Origin of the sequence: Bradyrhizobium ganzhouense (genome assembly GCF_049949285.1) — a bacterium.
Classification (GTDB): Bacteria; Pseudomonadota; Alphaproteobacteria; order Rhizobiales; family Xanthobacteraceae; genus Bradyrhizobium; species Bradyrhizobium ganzhouense.
Map to the genome: position 1 here is coordinate 8,875,445 of NZ_CP181318.1, position 22,834 is coordinate 8,898,278.

The 22,834-nt window shown below is 67.9% G+C and carries 3 protein-coding genes; 2 read left to right on the forward strand and 1 reads right to left on the reverse strand.

Translation table 11 applies throughout. The features are described from left to right. Positions 1-63: 63 nt before the first annotated feature. The gene (locus ACLFLU_RS41215) at positions 64-20,334 is read right to left on the reverse strand and encodes an SDR family NAD(P)-dependent oxidoreductase (protein WP_426410338.1); all 20,271 of its coding nucleotides are present in this window, start codon (positions 20,332-20,334) and stop codon (positions 64-66) included. Between the two features lie 638 nt (positions 20,335-20,972). Between ACLFLU_RS41215 and ACLFLU_RS41220 the strand changes: the two genes are divergently transcribed. After that, on the forward strand, positions 20,973-21,797 hold the full coding sequence (locus tag ACLFLU_RS41220) for a metallophosphoesterase family protein (protein ID WP_426410339.1): 825 nt from the start codon (positions 20,973-20,975) through the stop codon (positions 21,795-21,797). Next, on the forward strand, positions 21,794-22,465 hold the full coding sequence (locus tag ACLFLU_RS41225) for a 4'-phosphopantetheinyl transferase family protein (RefSeq protein ID WP_426410340.1): 672 nt from the start codon (positions 21,794-21,796) through the stop codon (positions 22,463-22,465). The genes ACLFLU_RS41220 and ACLFLU_RS41225 overlap by 4 nt, the downstream gene beginning before the upstream one ends. The last annotated feature ends 369 nt before the right edge of the window (positions 22,466-22,834 follow it).

Below are 22,834 nucleotides of genomic sequence, written 5' to 3' on the forward strand. Positions count from 1 at the left end.
GAAGACTCTGGCGAAGAGCGTTTTTGAGATCCTGAACTTCTTGATTTATGTGCTGCATGTTTTTCAGAGCAATTCAGACGCGATACTGAGCAAAGAGTCCGTTTCCGCGTCATCGATATGCGCGGACAATTCATCGTCGCTTGCACGCCGAGACGTATCATTCGGCTGCATCATAAGACGCTCGAGAAGGCCGGATTTGCGGAGCGCTTCGATCGAAATGTCCCGTAGCTTCCGGCGAATTTGCTCATCTCCCCAGATCGACGGACCTGACTTGTCGTCGTCAAGCTCGAGCTTCTCGAGCAGGAGGCGGGCCATGGCGCGTGCGGTCGGATAGTCGAAGGCGAGCGTGGTCGGCAGCTTGGCGCTGATGCGCCCCGACAGGCGGTTGCGCAGCTCGACCGCCATCAGCGAGTCCAGCCCGAGCTCCTTCAGCGGCTGGTCGGCGGGCACCGAGGCAGCCCCGGACGACGCCAGCACCGCTGCGATCTCCTCCTGCGCCAGCTCCACCAGCGCAGCCAGCCGCTCGCTCTCGCTTGCCAGCGCCGCCAGCCGCGTCCGCAGCGCGTTGGTGTCGCCGCTCGCTGCGGTCGAGGCCCGCCGCAGGCCGCTGCGCACCAGGCCGCGATACAGCGCCGGCACCTCGTCTGCGAGCTGGCGCTGCATCGCGCCGACATCCAGATGGATCGGGACCAGCACGGCTTCCGGCTGGGCCTGTGCCGCATCCAGCAGCGCCAGCCCCAGCTCGAGCGACAGCGCCTGCACGCCCTGCCGGCGCATCCGCATCAGCTCGGCCCGGCCCAGATGCGCCGTCATGCCGACGCCGCGCTGCTCCCACAGCCCCCATAGCAGGCTCTGCGCGGCCAGACCGCGATGCCGACGCTCCGCCGCCAGCGCATCCAAAAACACGTTCGCCGCCGCGTAGTTGGCCTGGCCCGGACTGCCAAGCGCCGCCACCGACGAGAACAGCACGAACGCGGCCAGATCCTTGTCCGCCGTCAGCTCGTGCAGATGCCAGGCGCCATCGAGCTTTGGCTGCAACACCCGCTCCAGCCGCTCGACGGTCAGCGCCGGCACGATGCCGTCGTCCAGCGTGGCCGCCAGGTGGAACACGCCCGTCAGCGGACGCTCCGGCGCGATGGCGTTCAATATGGTGCTGACAGCATCGCGGTTGGAGACGTCGCAGCTCACCAGCTCGACCGTCTGCGCGCCGAGTGCCTGCAGCTCCGTGATAAGCTCGCTCGCCCCAGGCGCGGCCATGCCGCGACGCGACGTCAGCAGCAGATGCCGTACACCATGCTCAGTCACCAGGTGCCGCGCGACCTCGCGGCCGAGCTCGCCTGCGCCGCCCGTGATCAGCACCGTGCCGCCTTCGGCAAGACGCCGCGGCAGCTGCACCACCTGCTTGCCGATGTGGCGGCCCTGCGCCATCTGCCGCAGCGCCGCCGGCATCTGCCTGACGTCGTAGGCAACATAGGGCAGGGGTTTGAGCACGCCCTGCGCGAACAGGCCCATGATCTGCTTGAGCAGCGCCGGCATCTGCTCGCTCGCCAGCACGAACGCATGGTAGCTCACGCCGGGATAGTTTTGCGCAATCGTAGCCGCGTCACGCCCGTCAGTGATCCCCATCTCCAGGAAGCGGCCGCCCCGCGGCAGCAGCCGCAGCGAAGCATCGACGAACTCGCCCGTCAGCGCATTGAGGACGACATCCACGCCCTCGCCGCGTGTCGCTGAGCGGAACTGGGTCTCGAAGCTCAGGTCACGGGAGCTCGCAATATGCCGCCGGTCCAGGCCGATTCCTGCCAGCACCGGCCATTTGCCGGGGCTTGCCGTGCCATAGACCTCCGCGCCGAAGTGACGGCACAGCTGCACCGCCGCCATGCCGACGCCGCCGGCCGCCGCATGCACCAGCACGCGATCACCCGATTTGACCTGCCCGAGCTCCTGCAGCGCATACAGCGCCGTCAGATAGGCCAGCGGGATCGTCGCCGCCGCCGCGAACGACATCCCTGCCGGGATTTTGGCAAGCTGCTCCGCCTTCGTCACCGCGCGTGAGGCAAAGCAGCCGCGCCCGCAGCCGAACACGCGGTCGCCGATCGCAACCGACGTCACATCCGCGCCGACCGCCTCCACCACGCCGGCAAGCTCGAAGCCGATGCCGGGCGAGGCAATCTGCCCCAGCGTGATCAGCACGTCGCGGAAGTTCATGCCGGCCGCGCGCACGGCGACCCGGACCTCGCCTGGGGCCAATGGCTCCGATAGGTCGCCTGCCGCCACCAGGCTGACGCCGTCGAGCCGGCCGGCATCGCTGACCACGACGCGGTAATCCGGCGCTGTCACTGGCGCCTGCAATGTGCCCGCGCCCGCCCCCGTGCGCGCCAGCCGCGGCGCCAGCACCGCACCATGCCGCAGCGCCAGCTCAGGCTCTGATATCGTCGACGTCAGCTTCGACAGCAACGAAGCATCCGAGAGTGCAACATCCACATCGACCAGCTGCAGCCGCCGATCGGGATGCTCGGCCCGCGCGCTCCGCACCAGGCCCCATAGCGGCGCCCGCGTCAGTCCGCTCGCGCCTTCGTCAGGACCCGTCGCCACCGCGCCCCGCGTCAGCCACGTCACATCCGTCTCGTTCAGCCGGGCGTCGCCAAAAAGCCCCTGCAGCTCGGCAAGGCCACGCTCCGCCGTCGCATGCGTGGCCGCAAGCACGCTTCCTGCTGGATCAGTTGGATCGGACAGATGGTCGAACACGATGCTCGCGGGGATGATCCCACCTGCGTCGAGCCGCGCCACGAGGGCCGGCACGTTCGCAACGTGATCAAGCCCGAGATGCTTCGCCAGCCTGCCGTCGCCGCCCACCATCAGCGGCTGTGCTTCAGCAGCCTCGCTCAACGTCACCGCGCGCCAGTCCAGCCGGTACAGATGCTGCGCCTCGCTGCGCGCGGCATCGCGGATCTGCGCCTCGCTCGCCTGCTTCAGCCTGAGGCCCCCGACATGCGCAACGACCCGCCCGTGCCCATCCGCCAGCTGCAGATGCGCCAGCGCCTCGCCCTCGCCGCTGCGCTCCACCGAGGCGCGGATCCGCAGCTCCCGCGCGCCGGTGGCTGCCAGCGACACCTCCGACCATTCGAACGGCAGCAGCAGCGGCGCGTCCGCACCGTCGCTGAGATCGGCACCGGCGATCCGATCAAAACTCAGCACATGCAGCGCGCTGTCCAGCAGCGCCGGATGCAGGCCGTAACTCTCGGCCGACGGCCCCAGCGCTTCCGCAAGCACGGCACGGCCAACCACGGCATCGCCAACGCGCCAGGCCTCGACCAGCCCCTGGAACATCGGCCCGTAGCCGTAGCCGCGTCCCGCCAGCCGCGCATAATGACCGCTCAAATCGATCGGCTCGCCGCCGACAGGTGGCCACACCTCGAGGCCGATCTCTTGTGCTGCGTCTGCCGCGGCTTCCACAGCCTCGCCCAGCACGCCCTGCGCATGCAGCGTCCATGATGCACCCTCAGCCGCATCTTCCGCACGGCTGTAGATGCTGAGGCCACGGCCGCCGCTGCCCGCCTCGAGCCCGTCCACCTGAACCTGCAGCCGGACCCCGCCTTCCGCCGGCAGCACCAGCGGCGACAGCAGCGTCAGCTGCGAGACAACAGTTGCACCGACCGCACGCGCCGCCGCAAAGCCGAGCTCCAGCAATCCCGTCCCCGGCAGCAGCACCGTTCCGAACACCTTGTGATCGCCGAGCCAGCCCGCCTCCGACAGCGACAGCCGCCCCGTCAGCAGGAACCCATCGCTCTCAGCCAGCGGCGTCGCAGCCCCCAGCAGCGGATGCGACGCATCCGACAGCCCCATCGTCGCAACGTTCCCGCCCGGCTTCTCAGCCTCCAGCCAGTAACGCTGCCGCTGGAACGCATAGGTCGGGAGCGAGGCAACAGGCTGCTTGCCGAGATCGCCAACGGCGTTCCAGTCAACGACAATGCCGTTCACGTGCAGCGCGCCGAGCGCCGACAACAGCGCCTCGCTGCCATCGCGGCCACGGCGCTGCGAAGCGATCACCTGCATTGCGGAGCCTTCCGGCAGGCAGCCCGCCGCAAGGCCGGTCAAGATCCCGTCCGGACCAAGCTCCAGGCTCGTCCGCACGCCTTCTGTGTCCAGCACATGCACGCCGTCGAGGAAGCGTACCGGGCTTCGCACCTGCCGCACCCAGTACGCCGCGCTGCAAAGCTCGTCCCTGGTCGCCAGCCGTCCTGTCACGTTGCTCACGATCGGCAGGCGCGGCGTGCCGAACGCGACAGACGACAGCACCTGGCCGAACGCCTCCAGCATCGGCTCCATCCGCTGCGAGTGGAACGCGTGGCTCACCTGCAGGCGGCTGGTGCGGCGGCCCTTGCTCTTGAACTGTTCCGCCAGTGCCAGCACGGCGGCTTCATCGCCGGAGATCACCGTCGCGCGCGGCCCGTTCAGCCCGGCAATCTCGACACCATCGTTAAGCAGCGGCAGCACTTCTGCTTCGCCTGCCTCCAGCGCCACCATGGCGCCGCCGGCGGGGAGTGCCTGCATCAGGCGGCCGCGCGCGGCCACCACGCGGCAGGCGTCCCCGAGCGACCACACGCCCGCAACATGCGCAGCACTGAGCTCGCCGATGGAGTGGCCGAGCAGGATGTCGGGTGTGATGCCCCACTGCTCCAGCTGGCGGAACAGCGCGACCTCCACGGCAAACAAGGCCGGCTGCGCATAGGCGGTCTCGTCGAGCTTCGACGCCGCCTCCGAGCCTGCTTGCGCAAACATCACAGAACGCAGCGGCAGATCCAGCAGTTCGTCAAAATGACCGCACACCTCCTCGAAGGCCGCGCGGAACGCCGCGCACCTCTCGAGCAGAGCCCGGCCCATGCCGATCTGCTGCGCGCCCTGGCCCGTGAACAGGAATGCCAGCTTGCCTTGCTCGCCCCTGGCCTCGCCGACCGACACCGCCGCATGCGGACGGCCCTCGGCCAGCGCACGCAGCGCCTCTGGCGCCTCCGACGCATCGCGCACCGCCACCGCGGCCCGCGCAGCAAACTGCGTCCGGTGCAATGCCGCCGTCGTCACCACGGAAGTCCAGTCCGCATCGGGATGCTGTGACAGCCATTCGCCATACCGGCCCGCCTGTGCCCGCAGTGCCGCCTCGTCACGCCCGGACACCAAGAGCGGGATCATGGGCGATGACGCATCGTCTGTATTTTTTGTATCTGTGCTGCGAGCAGTAGTGCGCGCCGGCGCCTCCTCGATCACGACATGCGCATTGGTTCCGCTGATGCCGAACGAGGACACGCCGGCACGGCGCACATGGGCGCCATCGCGCGGCCAGGCCCGGGCCTGCTGCAGCAGCGACAGCCCGCTGCCCTCCCATTCGATCCGGCGGCTCGGATGCTCCGCATGCAGCGTCTTCGGCAAGACTTCGTGCCGGAGCGCCAGCACCATCTTCATCACACCGAGCACGCCGGCCGCCGCCTGGGTGTGACCGAGGTTCGACTTCGACGAGCCCAGCCACAGCGGACGATCTTCGCGCCGCGTCGGTCCGAACACCGCGGCCAATGCGCCGGCCTCGATGGGATCACCAAGATTGGTCCCGGTGCCATGCGCCTCGACAACGTCGATCTCGTCGGGGCTCACCCCGCTCGCCGACAGCGCCGCGCGGATCACGCGCTGCTGGCTCGGACCGTTCGGCGCCGTCAGACCCTGGCTCCGACCGTCCTGGTTCACTGCCGAGCCCCGGATCAATGCCAGAATCTCGTCGCCATCCCGTTCCGCATCCGACTGGCGCTTCAAGACCAGCACGCCGCAGCCTTCGCTCCAGCCGGCGCCATCGGCGCCGTCCGAGAAGCTCTTGCAGCGACCGTCGAGCGCCATGCCATTGTCCGGACCCAGCGCCACAAACGTCGAGGGTGTGCTCATCACGGTCACGCCGCCCGCCAGCGCCAGATCGCACTCGCCCTGCCGCAGCGCCGTGCACGCCAGATGCAGCGCCGTCAGCGACGACGAGCACGCGGTATCCACCGTCATCGCCGGACCCTCGAGGCCCAGCACATAGGAGACGCGGCCCGCCAGCACACTCGACAGCGTGCCCATCGACGTCCACATCGTCGTCGCCTCGAGCGAGCGCGTGCCGTAGTCGCCGGCCATCGCACCGAGATAGACCCCGGTCCGGCTCTCGCTCAGCCCGTCCGGCTGCAGGCCCGCGCGCTCCAGCGCCTCCCACGACGCTTCCAGGATCAGCCGCTGCTGCGGGTCCATCTCCACCGCCTCGCGCGGCGAGATGCCGAAGAAGGATGCGTCGAACTCCGCGACGCCATCGATAAAGCCGCCTTCCTGCGACAGCCCGCCGGTGATCTCGTCCAGCCGCCGCAGCAGCTCCCGGCTCCAGCGGCCCGGCAGCGGACCCACGCCGTCGCCACCCCGCTCCAGCAGCAACCAGTAGCTCTCCGGGCTCGCCGGGCCTCCGGGCGTGCGGCAGCTCATCCCGACAATTGCGATCGGCTCCGACACCGATGTGGCGGCCACGCGCCGCTTCTCCTGTCGAACGGGTGCGCGACCAAGCTCGAGCTTCTCGAGCAGGAGGCGGGCCATGGCGCGTGCGGTCGGATAGTCGAAGGCGAGCGTGGTCGGCAGCTTGGCGCTGATGCGCCCCGACAGGCGGTTGCGCAGCTCGACCGCCATCAGCGAGTCCAGCCCGAGCTCCTTGAGCGGCTGGTCCGCCGGCACCGAGGCAGCCCCGGACGACGCCAGCACCGCTGCGATCTCCTCCTGCGCCAGCTCCACCAGCGCAGCCAGCCGCTCGCTCTCGCTTGCCAGCGCCGCCAGCCGCGTCCGCAGCGCGTTGGTGTCGCCGCTCGCTGCGGTCGAGGCCCGCCGCAGGCCGCTGCGCACCAGGCCGCGATACAGCGCCGGCACCTCGTCTGCGAGCTGGCGCTGCATCGCGCCGACATCCAGATGGATCGGGACCAGCACGGCTTCCGGCTGGGCCTGTGCCGCATCCAGCAGCGCCAGCCCCAGCTCGAGCGACAGCGCCTGCACGCCCTGCCGGCGCATCCGCATCAGCTCGGCCCGGCCCAGATGCGCCGTCATGCCGACGCCGCGCTGCTCCCACAGCCCCCATAGCAGGCTCTGCGCGGCCAGACCGCGATGCCGACGCTCCGCCGCCAGCGCATCCAAAAACACGTTCGCCGCCGCGTAGTTGGCCTGGCCCGGACTGCCAAGCGCCGCCACCGACGAGAACAGCACGAACGCGGCCAGATCCTTGTCCGCCGTCAGCTCGTGCAGATGCCAGGCGCCATCGAGCTTTGGCTGCAACACCCGCTCCAGCCGCTCGACGGTCAGCGCCGGCACGATGCCGTCGTCCAGCGTGGCCGCCAGGTGGAACACGCCCGTCAGCGGACGCTCCGGCGCGATGGCGTTCAATATGGTGCTGACAGCATCGCGGTTGGAGACGTCGCAGCTCACCAGCTCGACCGTCTGCGCGCCGAGTGCCTGCAGCTCCGTGATAAGCTCGCTCGCCCCAGGCGCGGCCATGCCGCGACGCGACGTCAGCAGCAGATGCCGTACACCATGCTCAGTCACCAGGTGCCGCGCGACCTCGCGGCCGAGCTCGCCTGCGCCGCCCGTGATCAGCACCGTGCCGCCTTCGGCAAGACGCCGCGGCAGCTGCACCACCTGCTTGCCGATGTGGCGGCCCTGCGCCATCTGCCGCAGCGCCGCCGGCATCTGCCTGACGTCGTAGGCAACATAGGGCAGGGGTTTGAGCACGCCCTGCGCGAACAGGCCCATGATCTGCTTGAGCAGCGCCGGCATCTGCTCGCTCGCCAGCACGAACGCATGGTAGCTCACGCCGGGATAGTTTTGCGCAATCGTAGCCGCGTCACGCCCGTCAGTGATCCCCATCTCCAGGAAGCGGCCGCCCCGCGGCAGCAGCCGCAGCGAAGCATCGACGAACTCGCCCGTCAGCGCATTGAGGACGACATCCACGCCCTCGCCGCGTGTCGCTGAGCGGAACTGGGTCTCGAAGCTCAGGTCACGGGAGCTCGCAATATGCCGCCGGTCCAGGCCGATTCCTGCCAGCACCGGCCATTTGCCGGGGCTTGCCGTGCCATAGACCTCCGCGCCGAAGTGACGGCACAGCTGCACCGCCGCCATGCCGACGCCGCCGGCCGCCGCATGCACCAGCACGCGATCACCCGATTTGACCTGCCCGAGCTCCTGCAGCGCATACAGCGCCGTCAGATAGGCCAGCGGGATCGTCGCCGCCGCCGCGAACGACATCCCTGCCGGGATTTTGGCAAGCTGCTCCGCCTTCGTCACCGCGCGTGAGGCAAAGCAGCCGCGCCCGCAGCCGAACACGCGGTCGCCGATCGCAACCGACGTCACATCCGCGCCGACCGCCTCCACCACGCCGGCAAGCTCGAAGCCGATGCCGGGCGAGGCAATCTGCCCCAGCGTGATCAGCACGTCGCGGAAGTTCATGCCGGCCGCGCGCACGGCGACCCGGACCTCGCCTGGGGCCAATGGCTCCGATAGGTCGCCTGCCGCCACCAGGCTGACGCCGTCGAGCCGGCCGGCATCGCTGACCACGACGCGGTAATCCGGCGCTGTCACTGGCGCCTGCAATGTGCCCGCGCCCGCCCCCGTGCGCGCCAGCCGCGGCGCCAGCACCGCACCATGCCGCAGCGCCAGCTCAGGCTCTGATATCGTCGACGTCAGCTTCGACAGCAACGAAGCATCCGAGAGTGCAACATCCACATCGACCAGCTGCAGCCGCCGATCGGGATGCTCGGCCCGCGCGCTTCGCACCAGGCCCCACAGCGGCGCCCGCGACAGCCCGCTGGCGCCTTCGTCAGGACCCGTCGCCACCGCGCCCCGCGTCAGCCACGTCACATCCGTCTCGTTCAGCCGGGCGTCGCCAAAAAGCCCCTGCAGCTCGGCAAGGCCACGCTCCGCCGTCGCATGCGTGGCCGCAAGCACGCTTCCTGCTGGATCAGTTGGATCGGACAGATGGTCGAACACGATGCTCGCGGGGATGATCCCACCTGCGTCGAGCCGCGCCACGAGGGCCGGCACGTTCGCAACGTGATCAAGCCCGAGATGCTTCGCCAGCCTGCCGTCGCCGCCCACCATCAGCGGCTGTGCTTCAGCAGCCTCGCTCAACGTCACCGCGCGCCAGTCCAGCCGGTACAGATGCTGCGCCTCGCTGCGCGCGGCATCGCGGATCTGCGCCTCGCTCGCCTGCTTCAGCCTGAGGCCCCCGACATGCGCAACGACCCGCCCGTGCCCATCCGCCAGCTGCAGATGCGCCAGCGCCTCGCCCTCGCCGCTGCGCTCCACCGAGGCGCGGATCCGCAGCTCCCGCGCGCCGGTGGCTGCCAGCGACACCTCCGACCATTCGAACGGCAGCAGCAGCGGCGCGTCCGCACCGTCGCTGAGATCGGCACCGGCGATCCGATCAAAACTCAGCACATGCAGCGCGCTGTCCAGCAGCGCCGGATGCAGGCCGTAACTCTCGGCCGACGGCCCCAGCGCTTCCGCAAGCACGGCACGGCCAACCACGGCATCGCCAACGCGCCAGGCCTCGACCAGCCCCTGGAACATCGGCCCGTAGCCGTAGCCGCGTCCCGCCAGCCGCGCATAATGACCGCTCAAATCGATCGGCTCGCCGCCGACAGGTGGCCACACCTCGAGGCCGATCTCTTGTGCTGCGTCTGCCGCGGCTTCCACAGCCTCGCCCAGCACGCCCTGCGCATGCAGCGTCCATGATGCACCCTCAGCCGCATCTTCCGCACGGCTGTAGATGCTGAGGCCACGGCCGCCGCTGCCCGCCTCGAGCCCGTCCACCTGAACCTGCAGCCGGACCCCGCCTTCCGCCGGCAGCACCAGCGGCGACAGCAGCGTCAGCTGCGAGACAACAGTTGCACCGACCGCACGCGCCGCCGCAAAGCCGAGCTCCAGCAATCCCGTCCCCGGCAGCAGCACCGTTCCGAACACCTTGTGATCGCCGAGCCAGCCCGCCTCCGACAGCGACAGCCGCCCCGTCAGCAGGAACCCATCGCTCTCAGCCAGCGGCGTCGCAGCCCCCAGCAGCGGATGCGACGCATCCGACAGCCCCATCGTCGCAACGTTCCCGCCCGGCTTCTCAGCCTCCAGCCAGTAACGCTGCCGCTGGAACGCATAGGTCGGGAGCGAGGCAACAGGCTGCTTGCCGAGATCGCCAACGGCGTTCCAGTCAACGACAATGCCGTTCACGTGCAGCGCGCCGAGCGCCGACAATAGCGCCTCGCTGCCATCGCGGCCACGGCGCTGCGAAGCGATCACCTGCATTGCGGAGCCTTCCGGCAGGCAGCCCGCCGCAAGGCCGGTCAAGATCCCGTCCGGACCAAGCTCCAGGCTCGTCCGCACGCCTTCTGTGTCCAGCACATGCACGCCGTCGAGGAAGCGTACCGGGCTTCGCACCTGCCGCACCCAGTACGCCGCGCTGCAAAGCTCGTCCCTGGTCGCCAGCCGTCCTGTCACGTTGCTCACGATCGGCAGGCGCGGCGTGCCGAACGCGACAGACGACAGCACCTGGCCGAACGCCTCCAGCATCGGCTCCATCCGCTGCGAGTGGAACGCGTGGCTCACCTGCAGGCGGCTGGTGCGGCGGCCCTTGCTCTTGAACTGTTCCGCCAGTGCCAGCACGGCGGCTTCATCGCCGGAGATCACCGTCGCGCGCGGCCCGTTCAGCCCGGCAATCTCGACACCATCGTTAAGCAGCGGCAGCACTTCTGCTTCGCCTGCCTCCAGCGCCACCATGGCGCCGCCGGCGGGGAGTGCCTGCATCAGGCGGCCGCGCGCGGCCACCACGCGGCAGGCGTCCCCGAGCGACCACACGCCCGCAACATGCGCAGCACTGAGCTCGCCGATGGAGTGGCCGAGCAGGATGTCGGGTGTGATGCCCCACTGCTCCAGCTGGCGGAACAGCGCGACCTCCACGGCAAACAAGGCCGGCTGCGCATAGGCGGTCTCGTCGAGCTTCGACGCCGCCTCCGAGCCTGCTTGCGCAAACATCACAGAACGCAGCGGCAGATCCAGCAGTTCGTCAAAATGACCGCACACCTCCTCGAAGGCCGCGCGGAACGCCGCGCACCTCTCGAGCAGAGCCCGGCCCATGCCGATCTGCTGCGCGCCCTGGCCCGTGAACAGGAATGCCAGCTTGCCTTGCTCGCCCCTGGCCTCGCCGACCGACACCGCCGCATGCGGACGGCCCTCGGCCAGCGCACGCAGCGCCTCTGGCGCCTCCGACGCATCGCGCACCGCCACCGCGGCCCGCGCAGCAAACTGCGTCCGGTGCAATGCCGCCGTCGTCACCACGGAAGTCCAGTCCGCATCGGGATGCTGTGACAGCCATTCGCCATACCGGCCCGCCTGTGCCCGCAGTGCCGCCTCGTCACGCCCGGACACCAAGAGCGGGATCATGGGCGATGACGCATCGTCTGTATTTTTTGTATCTGTGCTGCGAGCAGTAGTGCGCGCCGGCGCCTCCTCGATCACGACATGCGCATTGGTTCCGCTGATGCCGAACGAGGACACGCCGGCACGGCGCACATGGGCGCCATCGCGCGGCCAGGCCCGGGCCTGCTGCAGCAGCGACAGCCCGCTGCCCTCCCATTCGATCCGGCGGCTCGGATGCTCCGCATGCAGCGTCTTCGGCAAGACTTCGTGCCGGAGCGCCAGCACCATCTTCATCACACCGAGCACGCCGGCCGCCGCCTGGGTGTGACCGAGGTTCGACTTCGACGAGCCCAGCCACAGCGGACGATCTTCGCGCCGCGTCGGTCCGAACACCGCGGCCAATGCGCCGGCCTCGATGGGATCACCAAGATTGGTCCCGGTGCCATGCGCCTCGACAACGTCGATCTCGTCGGGGCTCACCCCGCTCGCCGACAGCGCCGCGCGGATCACGCGCTGCTGGCTCGGACCGTTCGGCGCCGTCAGACCCTGGCTACGGCCGTCCTGGTTCACTGCAGAACCGCGGATCAACGCAAGAATCTCGTCGCCATCCCGCTCCGCATCCGACTGCCGCTTCAACACCAGCACGCCGCAGCCTTCGCTCCAGCCGGCGCCATCCGCGCTATCCGAGAAGCTCTTGCAGCGACCGTCGAGCGCCATGCCGTTATCAGGACCCAGCGCCACAAACGTCGAGGGTGTGCTCATCACGGTCACGCCGCCCGCCAGCGCCAGATCGCACTCGCCCTGCCGCAGCGCCGTGCACGCCAGATGCAGCGCCGTCAGCGACGACGAGCACGCGGTATCCACCGTCATCGCCGGACCCTCGAGGCCCAGCACATAGGAGACGCGGCCCGCCAGCACGCTCGACAGCGTGCCCATCGACGTCCACATCGTCGTCGCCTCGAGCGAGCGCGTGCCGTAGTCGCCGGCCATCGCACCGAGATAGACCCCGGTCCGGCTCTCGCTCAGCCCGTCCGGCTGCAGGCCCGCGCGCTCCAGCGCCTCCCACGCCGCTTCCAGGATCAGGCGCTGCTGCGGGTCCATCTCCACCGCCTCGCGCGGCGAGATGCCGAAGAAGGATGCGTCGAACTCCGCGACGCCATCGATAAAGCCGCCTTCCTGCGACAGCCCGCCGGTGATCTCGTCCAGCCGCCGCAGCAGCTCCCGGCTCCAGCGCCCCGGCAGCGGACCCACGCCATCACCACCGCGCTCCAAGAGCGACCAGTAGCTCTCGGGGCTCGCCGGGCCTCCGGGTGTGCGGCAGCTCATCCCGACGATTGCGATCGGCTCCGACACTGATGCGGTGACCACGCGCCGCTTCTCCTGTCGAACGGGTGCGCGACCAAGCTCGAGCTTCTCGAGCAGCAGGCGGGCCATGGTGCGTGCGGTCGGATAGTCGAAGGCGAGCGTGGTCGGCAGCTTGGCGCTGATGCGCCCCGACAGGCGGTTGCGCAGCTCGACCGCCATCAGCGAGTCCAGCCCGAGCTCCTTGAGCGGCTGGTCCGCCGGCACCGAGGCAGCCCCGGACGACGCCAGCACCGCTGCGATCTCCTCCTGCGCCAGCTCCACCAGCGCAGCCAGCCGCTCGCTCTCGCTTGCCAGCGCCGCCAGCCGCGTCCGCAGCGCGTTGGTGTCGCCGCTCGCTGCGGTCGAGGCCCGCCGCAGGCCGCTGCGCACCAGGCCGCGATACAGCGCCGGCACCTCGTCTGCGAGCTGGCGCTGCATCGCGCCGACATCCAGATGGATCGGGACCAGCACGGCTTCCGGCTGGGCCTGTGCCGCATCCAGCAGCGCCAGCCCCAGCTCGAGCGACAGCGCCTGCACGCCCTGCCGGCGCATCCGCATCAGCTCGGCCCGGCCCAGATGCGCCGTCATGCCGACGCCGCGCTGCTCCCACAGCCCCCATAGCAGGCTCTGCGCGGCCAGACCGCGATGCCGACGCTCCGCCGCCAGCGCATCCAAAAACACGTTCGCCGCCGCGTAGTTGGCCTGGCCCGGACTGCCAAGCGCCGCCACCGACGAGAACAGCACGAACGCGGCCAGATCCTTGTCCGCCGTCAGCTCGTGCAGATGCCAGGCGCCATCGAGCTTTGGCTGCAACACCCGCTCCAGCCGCTCGACGGTCAGCGCCGGCACGATGCCGTCGTCCAGCGTGGCCGCCAGGTGGAACACGCCCGTCAGCGGACGCTCCGGCGCGATGGCGTTCAATATGGTGCTGACAGCATCGCGGTTGGAGACGTCGCAGCTCACCAGCTCGACCGTCTGCGCGCCGAGTGCCTGCAGCTCCGTGATAAGCTCGCTCGCCCCAGGCGCGGCCATGCCGCGACGCGACGTCAGCAGCAGATGCCGTACACCATGCTCAGTCACCAGGTGCCGCGCGACCTCGCGGCCGAGCTCGCCTGCGCCGCCCGTGATCAGCACCGTGCCGCCTTCGGCAAGACGCCGCGGCAGCTGCACCACCTGCTTGCCGATGTGGCGGCCCTGCGCCATCTGCCGCAGCGCCGCCGGCATCTGCCTGACGTCGTAGGCAACATAGGGCAGGGGTTTGAGCACGCCCTGCGCGAACAGGCCCATGATCTGCTTGAGCAGCGCCGGCATCTGCTCGCTCGCCAGCACGAACGCATGGTAGCTCACGCCGGGATAGTTTTGCGCAATCGTAGCCGCGTCACGCCCGTCAGTGATCCCCATCTCCAGGAAGCGGCCGCCCCGCGGCAGCAGCCGCAGCGAAGCATCGACGAACTCGCCCGTCAGCGCATTGAGGACGACATCCACGCCCTCGCCGCGTGTCGCTGAGCGGAACTGGGTCTCGAAGCTCAGGTCACGGGAGCTCGCAATATGCCGCCGGTCCAGGCCGATTCCTGCCAGCACCGGCCATTTGCCGGGGCTTGCCGTGCCATAGACCTCCGCGCCGAAGTGACGGCACAGCTGCACCGCCGCCATGCCGACGCCGCCGGCCGCCGCATGCACCAGCACGCGATCACCCGATTTGACCTGCCCGAGCTCCTGCAGCGCATACAGCGCCGTCAGATAGGCCAGCGGGATCGTCGCCGCCGCCGCGAACGACATCCCTGCCGGGATTTTGGCAAGCTGCTCCGCCTTCGTCACCGCGCGTGAGGCAAAGCAGCCGCGCCCGCAGCCGAACACGCGGTCGCCGATCGCAACCGACGTCACATCCGCGCCGACCGCCTCCACCACGCCGGCAAGCTCGAAGCCGATGCCGGGCGAGGCAATCTGCCCCAGCGTGATCAGCACGTCGCGGAAGTTCATGCCGGCCGCGCGCACGGCGACCCGGACCTCGCCTGGGGCCAATGGCTCCGATAGGTCGCCTGCCGCCACCAGGCTGACGCCGTCGAGCCGGCCGGCATCGCTGACCACGACGCGGTAATCCGGCGCTGTCACTGGCGCCTGCAATGTGCCCGCGCCCGCCCCCGTGCGCGCCAGCCGCGGCGCCAGCATCGCACCATGCCGCAGCGCCAGCTCAGGCTCTGATATCGTCGACGTCAGCTTCGACAGCAACGAAGCATCGGCAAGGTCCGCATCCACATCAACAAGCTGCAGCCGGCGATCGGGATGTTCGGCGCGTGCGCTCCGCACCAGGCCCCATAGCGGCGCCCGCGTCAGTCCGCTCGCGCCTTCGTCAGGACCCGTCGCCACCGCGCCCCGCGTCAGCCACGTCACATCCGTCTCGTTCAGCCGGGCGTCGCCAAAAAGCCCCTGCAGCTCGGCAAGGCCACGCTCCGCCGTCGCATGCGTGGCCGCAAGCACGCTTCCTGCTGGATCAGTTGGATCGGACAGATGGTCGAACACGATGCTCGCGGGGATCGCGCCACCGGCATCACACCGCGCAACGACAGCCGCAATGGTCTCGGCGTGATCAAGCCCGAGATGCTTCGCCAGCCTGCCGTCGCCGCCCACCATCAGCGGCTGTGCTTCAGCAGCCTCGCTCAACGTCACCGCGCGCCAGTCCAGCCGGTACAGATGCTGCGCCTCGCTGCGCGCGGCATCGCGGATCTGCGCCTCGCTCGCCTGCTTCAGCCTGAGGCCCCCGACATGCGCAACGACCCGCCCGTGCCCATCCGCCAGCTGCAGATGCGCCAGCGCCTCGCCCGCGCCGCTGCGCTCCACCGAGGCGCGGATCCGCAGCTCACGTGCGCCGGTGGCTGCCAGCGACACCTCCGACCATTCGAACGGCAGCAGCAGCGGCGCGTCCGCACCGCCGTCGAGATCGGCGCCTGCGATCCGATCGAAGCTCAAGACATGCAGCGCGCTGTCCAGCAGCGCCGGATGCAGGCCGTAGCTCTCGGCCGACGGTCCCAGCGCTTCCGCAAGCACGGCGCGTCCAACCACGGCATCACCCACGCGCCAGGCCTCGACCAGCCCCTGGAACAGCGGCCCGTAGCCGTAGCCGCGTTCCGCCAGCCGCGCATAATGACCCGTCAAGTCGATCGGCTCGCCGCCGACCGGCGGCCACACGTCGAGGCCGCTTGCATCAATATTGTCTTCTGCGTCTGCAGTCTCACCCAGCACGCCCTGCGCATGCAGCGTCCACGACGCCCCCTCCGGCGCATCTTCCGCACGGCTGTAGATGTTCAAGCTTCGGCCACCTCCGCCGTCTGCCTCGAGCCCATCCACCTGAACCTGCAGCCGGACCCCGCCTTCCGCCGGCAGCACCAGCGGTGCCAGCAGCGTCAGTTGCGAGACAACAGTTGCACCGACCGCACGCGCCGCCGCAAAGCCGAGCTCCAGCAATCCCGTCCCCGGCAGCAGCACCGTTCCGAACACCTTGTGATCGCCGAGCCAGCCCGCCTCCGACAGCGACAGCCGCCCCGTCAGCAGGAACCCATCGCTCTCAGCCAGCGGCGTCGCAGCCCCCAGCAGCGGATGCGACGCATCCGACAGCCCCATCGTCGCCGCGTCACCGCTCGCCTTCTCCGCCTCCAGCCAGTAACGCTGACGCTGGAATGCATAGGTCGGCAAAGAGGCAACCGGATGCTTCGCACTTGCTCCGGCCGCCTTCGCCCAGTCGACACCAACACCGTGCACATGCAGCGCGCCGAGATTGCGCAACAGCTCGGACATCCCGCCGCCATCGCGGCGCAGCGATCCCACCACCACACCATGCTCACCACTTGCCGCGGACAGCGGCATCGCCAGCACCGGATGGGCGCTCGCTTCCACGAACACGCCGTGCCCGCTCCCGATCAGCTCGGCCAGCGCCAGGTCCAGCCGCACCGTCTGCCGCAGGTTCCGGCACCAATAGGATCCATCCAGCGATGCTCCCTCGCAGCGCGTTCCCGTCACCGTCGAGATCATCGTCACCTGACCCGGCTGTGGCGCGAGGTCCGACAGCAGGCCTTCCAGCTCCGGCAGGATCGGGTCCATCTCCGCACTGTGCGAGGCGTAGTCCACATTGACCTGCCGGGAGAACACCCCTTCCTTGCCAAGACAACCGACCCAGCGCTCGACCACTTCAGTCGGCCCCGAGACCACCGTCGAGCCCGGCGTGTTCACCACCGCCACCGACAAGCCGGACCATTCCGGGACCTGCAATCGCTCTTCCACAACGGAAGCCGCCAGCTCCGTCACCGCCATGGCCCCGCGTCCGCTCAGGCTGCGCAACAGCTGGCTGCGCAGCGCCACGACCCGGGCGCCGTCCTCGAGCGAGAGGATGCCGGCAACCACCGCGGCTGCGATCTCGCCCTGGCTGTGACCGACCACCGCCGAGGGCTGCAGTCCGAGACTGCGCCACACGGCGGCAAGGCCGACATTCATCGCAAACAGCGACGGCTGGATCACGTCCACCCGCTCCAGCAGGGAGGGGTCGAGATCCTCATCGCCGCGAAGCACGGATGTCAGCGACCAGTCCGTGTATTTGGACAACGCCGTCTCGCAGGCCGCAATTGCTTGCGCAAACACCGCCGATTCCGCCAGCAGGGCCCGGCCCATCGATGGCCACTGACTGCCCTGTCCGGGAAACACGAACACCACTCGACCACGGTCGCGGGCTTCTCCGACCGACACCGCCGCATGCGGGCGACCCGCGGCCAGCGCACCCAGCGCCTCTGCCGCTTCCGCCGCATCGCGCACCGACACCGCCGCGCGCGCGGCGAACTGCGTCCGGTGCAACGCCGCCGTCGCAACCACTGACCTGAAGTCGACGTCTTGATGCTGCGACAGCCATTCGCCGTACCGGCCCGCCTGCGCACGCAGCGCCGCCTCGTCACGGCCCGACACCAGCAGCGGGATCACGGGCGAAGATGTATCAGCCACGCTGACAGAACCGGAGCGCGCCGGCGCCTCCTCGATCACCACATGCGCATTGGTTCCGCTGATGCCGAACGAGGATACGCCGGCACGGCGCACATGCGCGGCCTCGCGCGGCCAGGCCCGCGCCTGCTGCAGCAGCGACAGCCCGCTACCCTCCCATTCGATCTGACTGCTCGGATGTTCCGCATGCAGCGTCTTCGGCAGCACCTCGTGCCGGAGCGCCAGCACCATCTTCATCACGCCCAAGACGCCGGCCGCGGCCTGGGTGTGCCCGAGATTCGACTTCGACGAGCCCAGCCACAGCGGACGATCCGCGCGCCGCGTCGGTCCGAACACCGCGGCCAATGCGCCGGCCTCGATGGGATCACCAAGGCTGGTTCCGGTGCCGTGTGCCTCCACAACGTCGATCTCGTCGGGGCTCACCCCGCTCGCCGACAGCGCCGCACGGATCACGCGCTGCTGGCTCGGACCGTTCGGCGCCGTCAGGCCCTGGCTCCGTCCGTCCTGGTTCACCGCCGAGCCCCGGATCAGCGCCAATATCTCGTCGCCATCCCGTTCCGCATCCGACTGCCGCTTCAACACCAGCACGCCGCAGCCTTCGCTCCAGCCCGCGCCATCCGCGCCGTCCGAGAAGCTCTTGCTCCGCCCATCGGGCGCGACAGCACGCAAGCGACTGAACTCCACGAAGACTGACGGCGTGCTCATCACCTGTACACCGCCCGCCAGCGCGAGATCGCACTCGCCCTGCCGCAGCGCTGCGCACGCCAGATGCAGCGCCGACAGAGACGACGAGCACGCCGTATCGATCGTCATCGCCGGGCCTTGCAAACCCAGCGCATAAGACACACGCCCGGAGAGCACACTGCTGGCCTGGCCTGTCTCAGCGTAGCCATCCATCGACTCGAGCGAGATACCGCTTTGCCTGTAGTCGCTCCGCATCGCGCCCAGATAGACGCCCGTGCTCGATTCATTCAGCGCTTCCGGCTGAAGACCGGCCTTCTCCAGCGCCTCCCACACGACTTCCAGCACCAATCGCTGCTGCGGATCCATTGACACCGCCTCGCGCGGCGCAATCCCAAAGAAGCCCGCATCGAAATGGTCGACGTCTTGCAGGAAGCCGCCTTCACGTGCGTAGCTCTTACCCAGCGTCTCCGGATCCGGATCGTAGAGCGCATACCTATCCCAGCGCGCTGGAAACGGCCCGATCACATCCCGTTCTTCCGCGAGCAGCGTCCAGTAGGCCTCCGAATCGCCTACGCCCCCAGGCGTGCGACACGACATTGCGACGATTGCAATCGGCTCGTCCCTGGTGCGGGACCGCGTGAGAGCCGTCCCAGCGGTCACATCCAGATCCGGAAAGATTTGGCGCAAAAGCTGCGCCGCGATCGCCTCCGACGTCGGATAGTCGAAGGCCAGCGTGGTCGGCAGCTTCATCCCCACCTGTACCGACAGGCGGTTGCGCAGCTCGACCGACATCAGCGAGTCCAGCCCGAGCTCCTTCAGCGGTGCATCCGCGGGCACAGACGAGGCATTGGGTAACGCCAAAATCGCCGCAATGCTCTCCTGCACCAAAACAACGAGACTTCCGAGGCGTTCAATTTCGGGCAGCCCGCTCAAGCGATGGCGCAGGGCTGATACGACCGGGCCTCGCGCCGCTGTGCGAGGACGCTCCGAGCTTTCGCGCACATGCAAAGGTGCCGGTGGCGGCGCTTGTTCAACGCGATGCTCGAGCACTGGCTCGTCCGCGGTTCGACGGAGCGTCACACACCCCACCGTTGCGACCGGCTGCCCTTTGTCATCCCACAACATCATCGAGGCCGACCTCTGCTCCGAGCTTTCAGATCTGCTCAGATCAAGACGTACCCTCAACGCGTTGGCCCCGTGTGTGTGCAGCGTCACGTCTGACCACGAGAATGGAAGCGGAATGCCGCAATCGGACGCGGCAAGACCCTCCGCCGCCAACACATGCAAGGCAGCATCAAAAAGCGCGGGGCGAATGCCGTGCTCCGCTGCGCCGGACATCGTGCCGGCCGGCAGAGCCACTTCCGCATAGATCGTCTCGCCCCGGCGCCAAACTCCGGTCAGTCCCTGCAATGCCGGCCCGCAATCAAGTCCTTGCGCAGTCAGTCGCGCGTAGAGATTCGAAACGTCGAGTTGCGTCGTTGTCTCAGGCGGCCACGCCTCCTGAAGCGATACAGCAGTTTCTTCCCGGCTTCCCGCCAGCACGCCCGTCGCGTGGAGGATCCAGCCGCCCGATGATTCATCCAGACTATGGAGAGAAAAGGCACGATGCCCCTGCGCGTCGGCGGCCTGCACCTGAATCTTCACCCGCGATCCGTTCGCGGTCGAAATCATCAGCGGAGCGGCCAGTGTCAGCTCCAGCACCCGCGGACTGCCCACGGCGAGCCCCGCCGCAAGAGCCAGTTCCAACAACCCGGTCCCCGCCAAAGAGACGCGATCGAAGACCTCGTGATGCGCGGACCAGGGATGCTCCGACAGCGACAGTCGGTAACTGATCAACGCCGAACCGGTCAGCAGGTCATACGTTGAGCCGAGATGCTGCATGGCGACCAATCACGTCAAAAACAAGTAAGCTACAACTCATACTGGTATCTAGAAATCGCTGGCCACTAAGCGCGGCCCTTTGACGCGCAGTGCCGGACTTTGAACGTCGCCCGGCAGTTCCTCCTTCACAACCGTTGCAGGCTTCGACGAGACACTAAAATGCTGCTCGACTTCCTCAACCGAACGGATGATGCGCTTGTCAGCGATCGGTCATACAAAATTGAAAACCAAGCACCGCCCAAATTGCGGTCACAAGCCGCACGTGGACGTCAACGATCTTACAAGCGGCCGGAGTTTGCCGGCATCAGAGGCAAGCTAACACGGCGCCGAGAATGCGAATGTGACGAGGGCCACACAGATAGCATCGAGCTTGGGGGGCTGGTCAGGTTGATGGAACCGCAAGTTTAACCCTCCGCACATCAACGCCTGCGGCTAAAGCTACAACAATTTCTGCTTCAGTCCGAACTCTTTTCCCGCTTCCATGGTGGTCGTCATCTAAAGATCTTTTCGGCTGCCGAATTCCGCCGGGATGGATTTTCTCTTTAATGGATTGCGACTCTAATTGTACTTGTTCTCAGCGTCCAGACCAGGCGGACGTGGTTCGAACCGGCGCGACGAGCAAACCGGGAGGCGTCAGGGTGCCAGGATCGCTGTTTGCGACCAGTGACCTTCACAGTTCGTTTTCGGAGAACAAGCGCATCATCGACGAAATGCGTCCGGAATCGAATGACGACTGGCTGATCGTGGCCGGCGATGTGGACGATACATTTGGCCGAATTGAAGCTACGCTCGCGCTGTTGCGGCGGCGGTATGCGAAAGTGATTTGGACACCCGGCAACCACGATTTGTGGACCCTTCGCGATGACCCCGTCCAGCTAAGAGGCGCGGCCCGCTACCAGGCTCTCGTGCAGATGTGCCGCGACCACGACATTCTGACGCCCGAAGACGAGTATGCGATCTGGCAGGACCAGAGCGGTCCTGTGACGATCGTGCCGCTGTTCCTGCTCTATGACAATTCCTGGCTTGCGCCCGGGACAACGACAAAAAAGGAGTCTCTCGCATACGCGCATGAGACCGGAGTGGTCTGCGCCGACGAGATGCTGCTGCATCCGGCGCCTTATCCGGATCGAGAATCGTGGTGTAGCGCGCGGTTGGAAGACGCCGAACGCCGGTTGCTCGCCTTGGGGCCCGATGTGAAGACGATCCTCGTTGGGCACTGGCCGCTGATCCGCCAGCCGACCCAAGCGCTGCGATTTCCGGAATTCGCGCAATGGTGCGGCACGACCCGCACCGCCGATTGGCATATCCGCTTTCGTGCCAGCGCCGTTGTCTACGGTCACCTGCACATCCCGCGGACAACCTACTATGATGGTGTCCGGTTTGAGGAGGTCTCGATCGGTTATCCGCGTGAGTGGAGCAGGCGAAGCAAGCCGCCAATGCCGAGGAAGGTGCTGCCGGCATGATCGAACAGCTGCTGCCTCACGGCGCCGTAGCGGTCGAGACTTTTGGAGATCTGCCGGGGCAGCAGAGTTTTCCGGGGGAGGAAGCTCTCGTTGCGAGCGCCGTCGAAACCCGTCGCCGCGAGTTCATAACAGCGCGACGCTGCGCGCGCGATGCACTCGCCAAGCTTGGGTACGCACCGGCTCCAATCGGCGCAGGACCGAAGCGCGAGCCGCTGTGGCCGGCGGGTGTGGTCGGCAGCATAACTCATACCACCGGGTTCCGGGCCGCCGCTGTCGCCTCACAGAACGTGCTTGCGAGCATCGGGATCGATACCGAGCAGAACGACCGGCTGCCTGACGGTGTCGAGGAAACAATCACCGTCTCGGGAGAGCCCGAGATGCTCGCTGCATTATCCCGCAGATTTCCGGCGATTCATTGGGGCCGGCTGTTGTTCAGCGCGAAAGAGTCTGTCTACAAGGCCTGGTTTCCCCTGACTGGCCGCTCGCTCGGCTTCGAAGACGCACGCGTGGCGATCGATCCGGTGGGCACGTTCGCTGCGAAGCTGCTCGTCGATGGAACCCGAGCCGACGGCGAGCCAGCGCTCATTGAGCTGCGCGGCCGTTTCATAGTTGCGCACGGCCTCATTGCAACTGCAGTGACCGTACCTTCCAACACCAAAGCGACTTGATCGCATCTCGACGCCTGAATACTGAACCTTGGCGCCAGTCTGATTGACCAAATGACAGAGTGAATCTGCGACCGGCGCCGCGATGACTATTTTCGCATCACAGCTTTTGGGCATAAGCGATGACGCCATATTGGCCATCCTCTGCTGGCAAAATGCGCATTCAGCGAAGGTGCTTTCACGTCGCAATTGAAGTATCTTGCAGATGCAAATGGCCCTGAATTTCAATTGTTGCGCGCCTGGTGTGTGTGGCGAGGCGCACGCATTTCGCGTGTTTCAACGGGCGACTCAAATCGCCCCGAAGATAACGTGCATTTCGACCACCAAGGCGCTGTAGAAAACACGCCATGACCGCGTCTCCACAGTGAGATG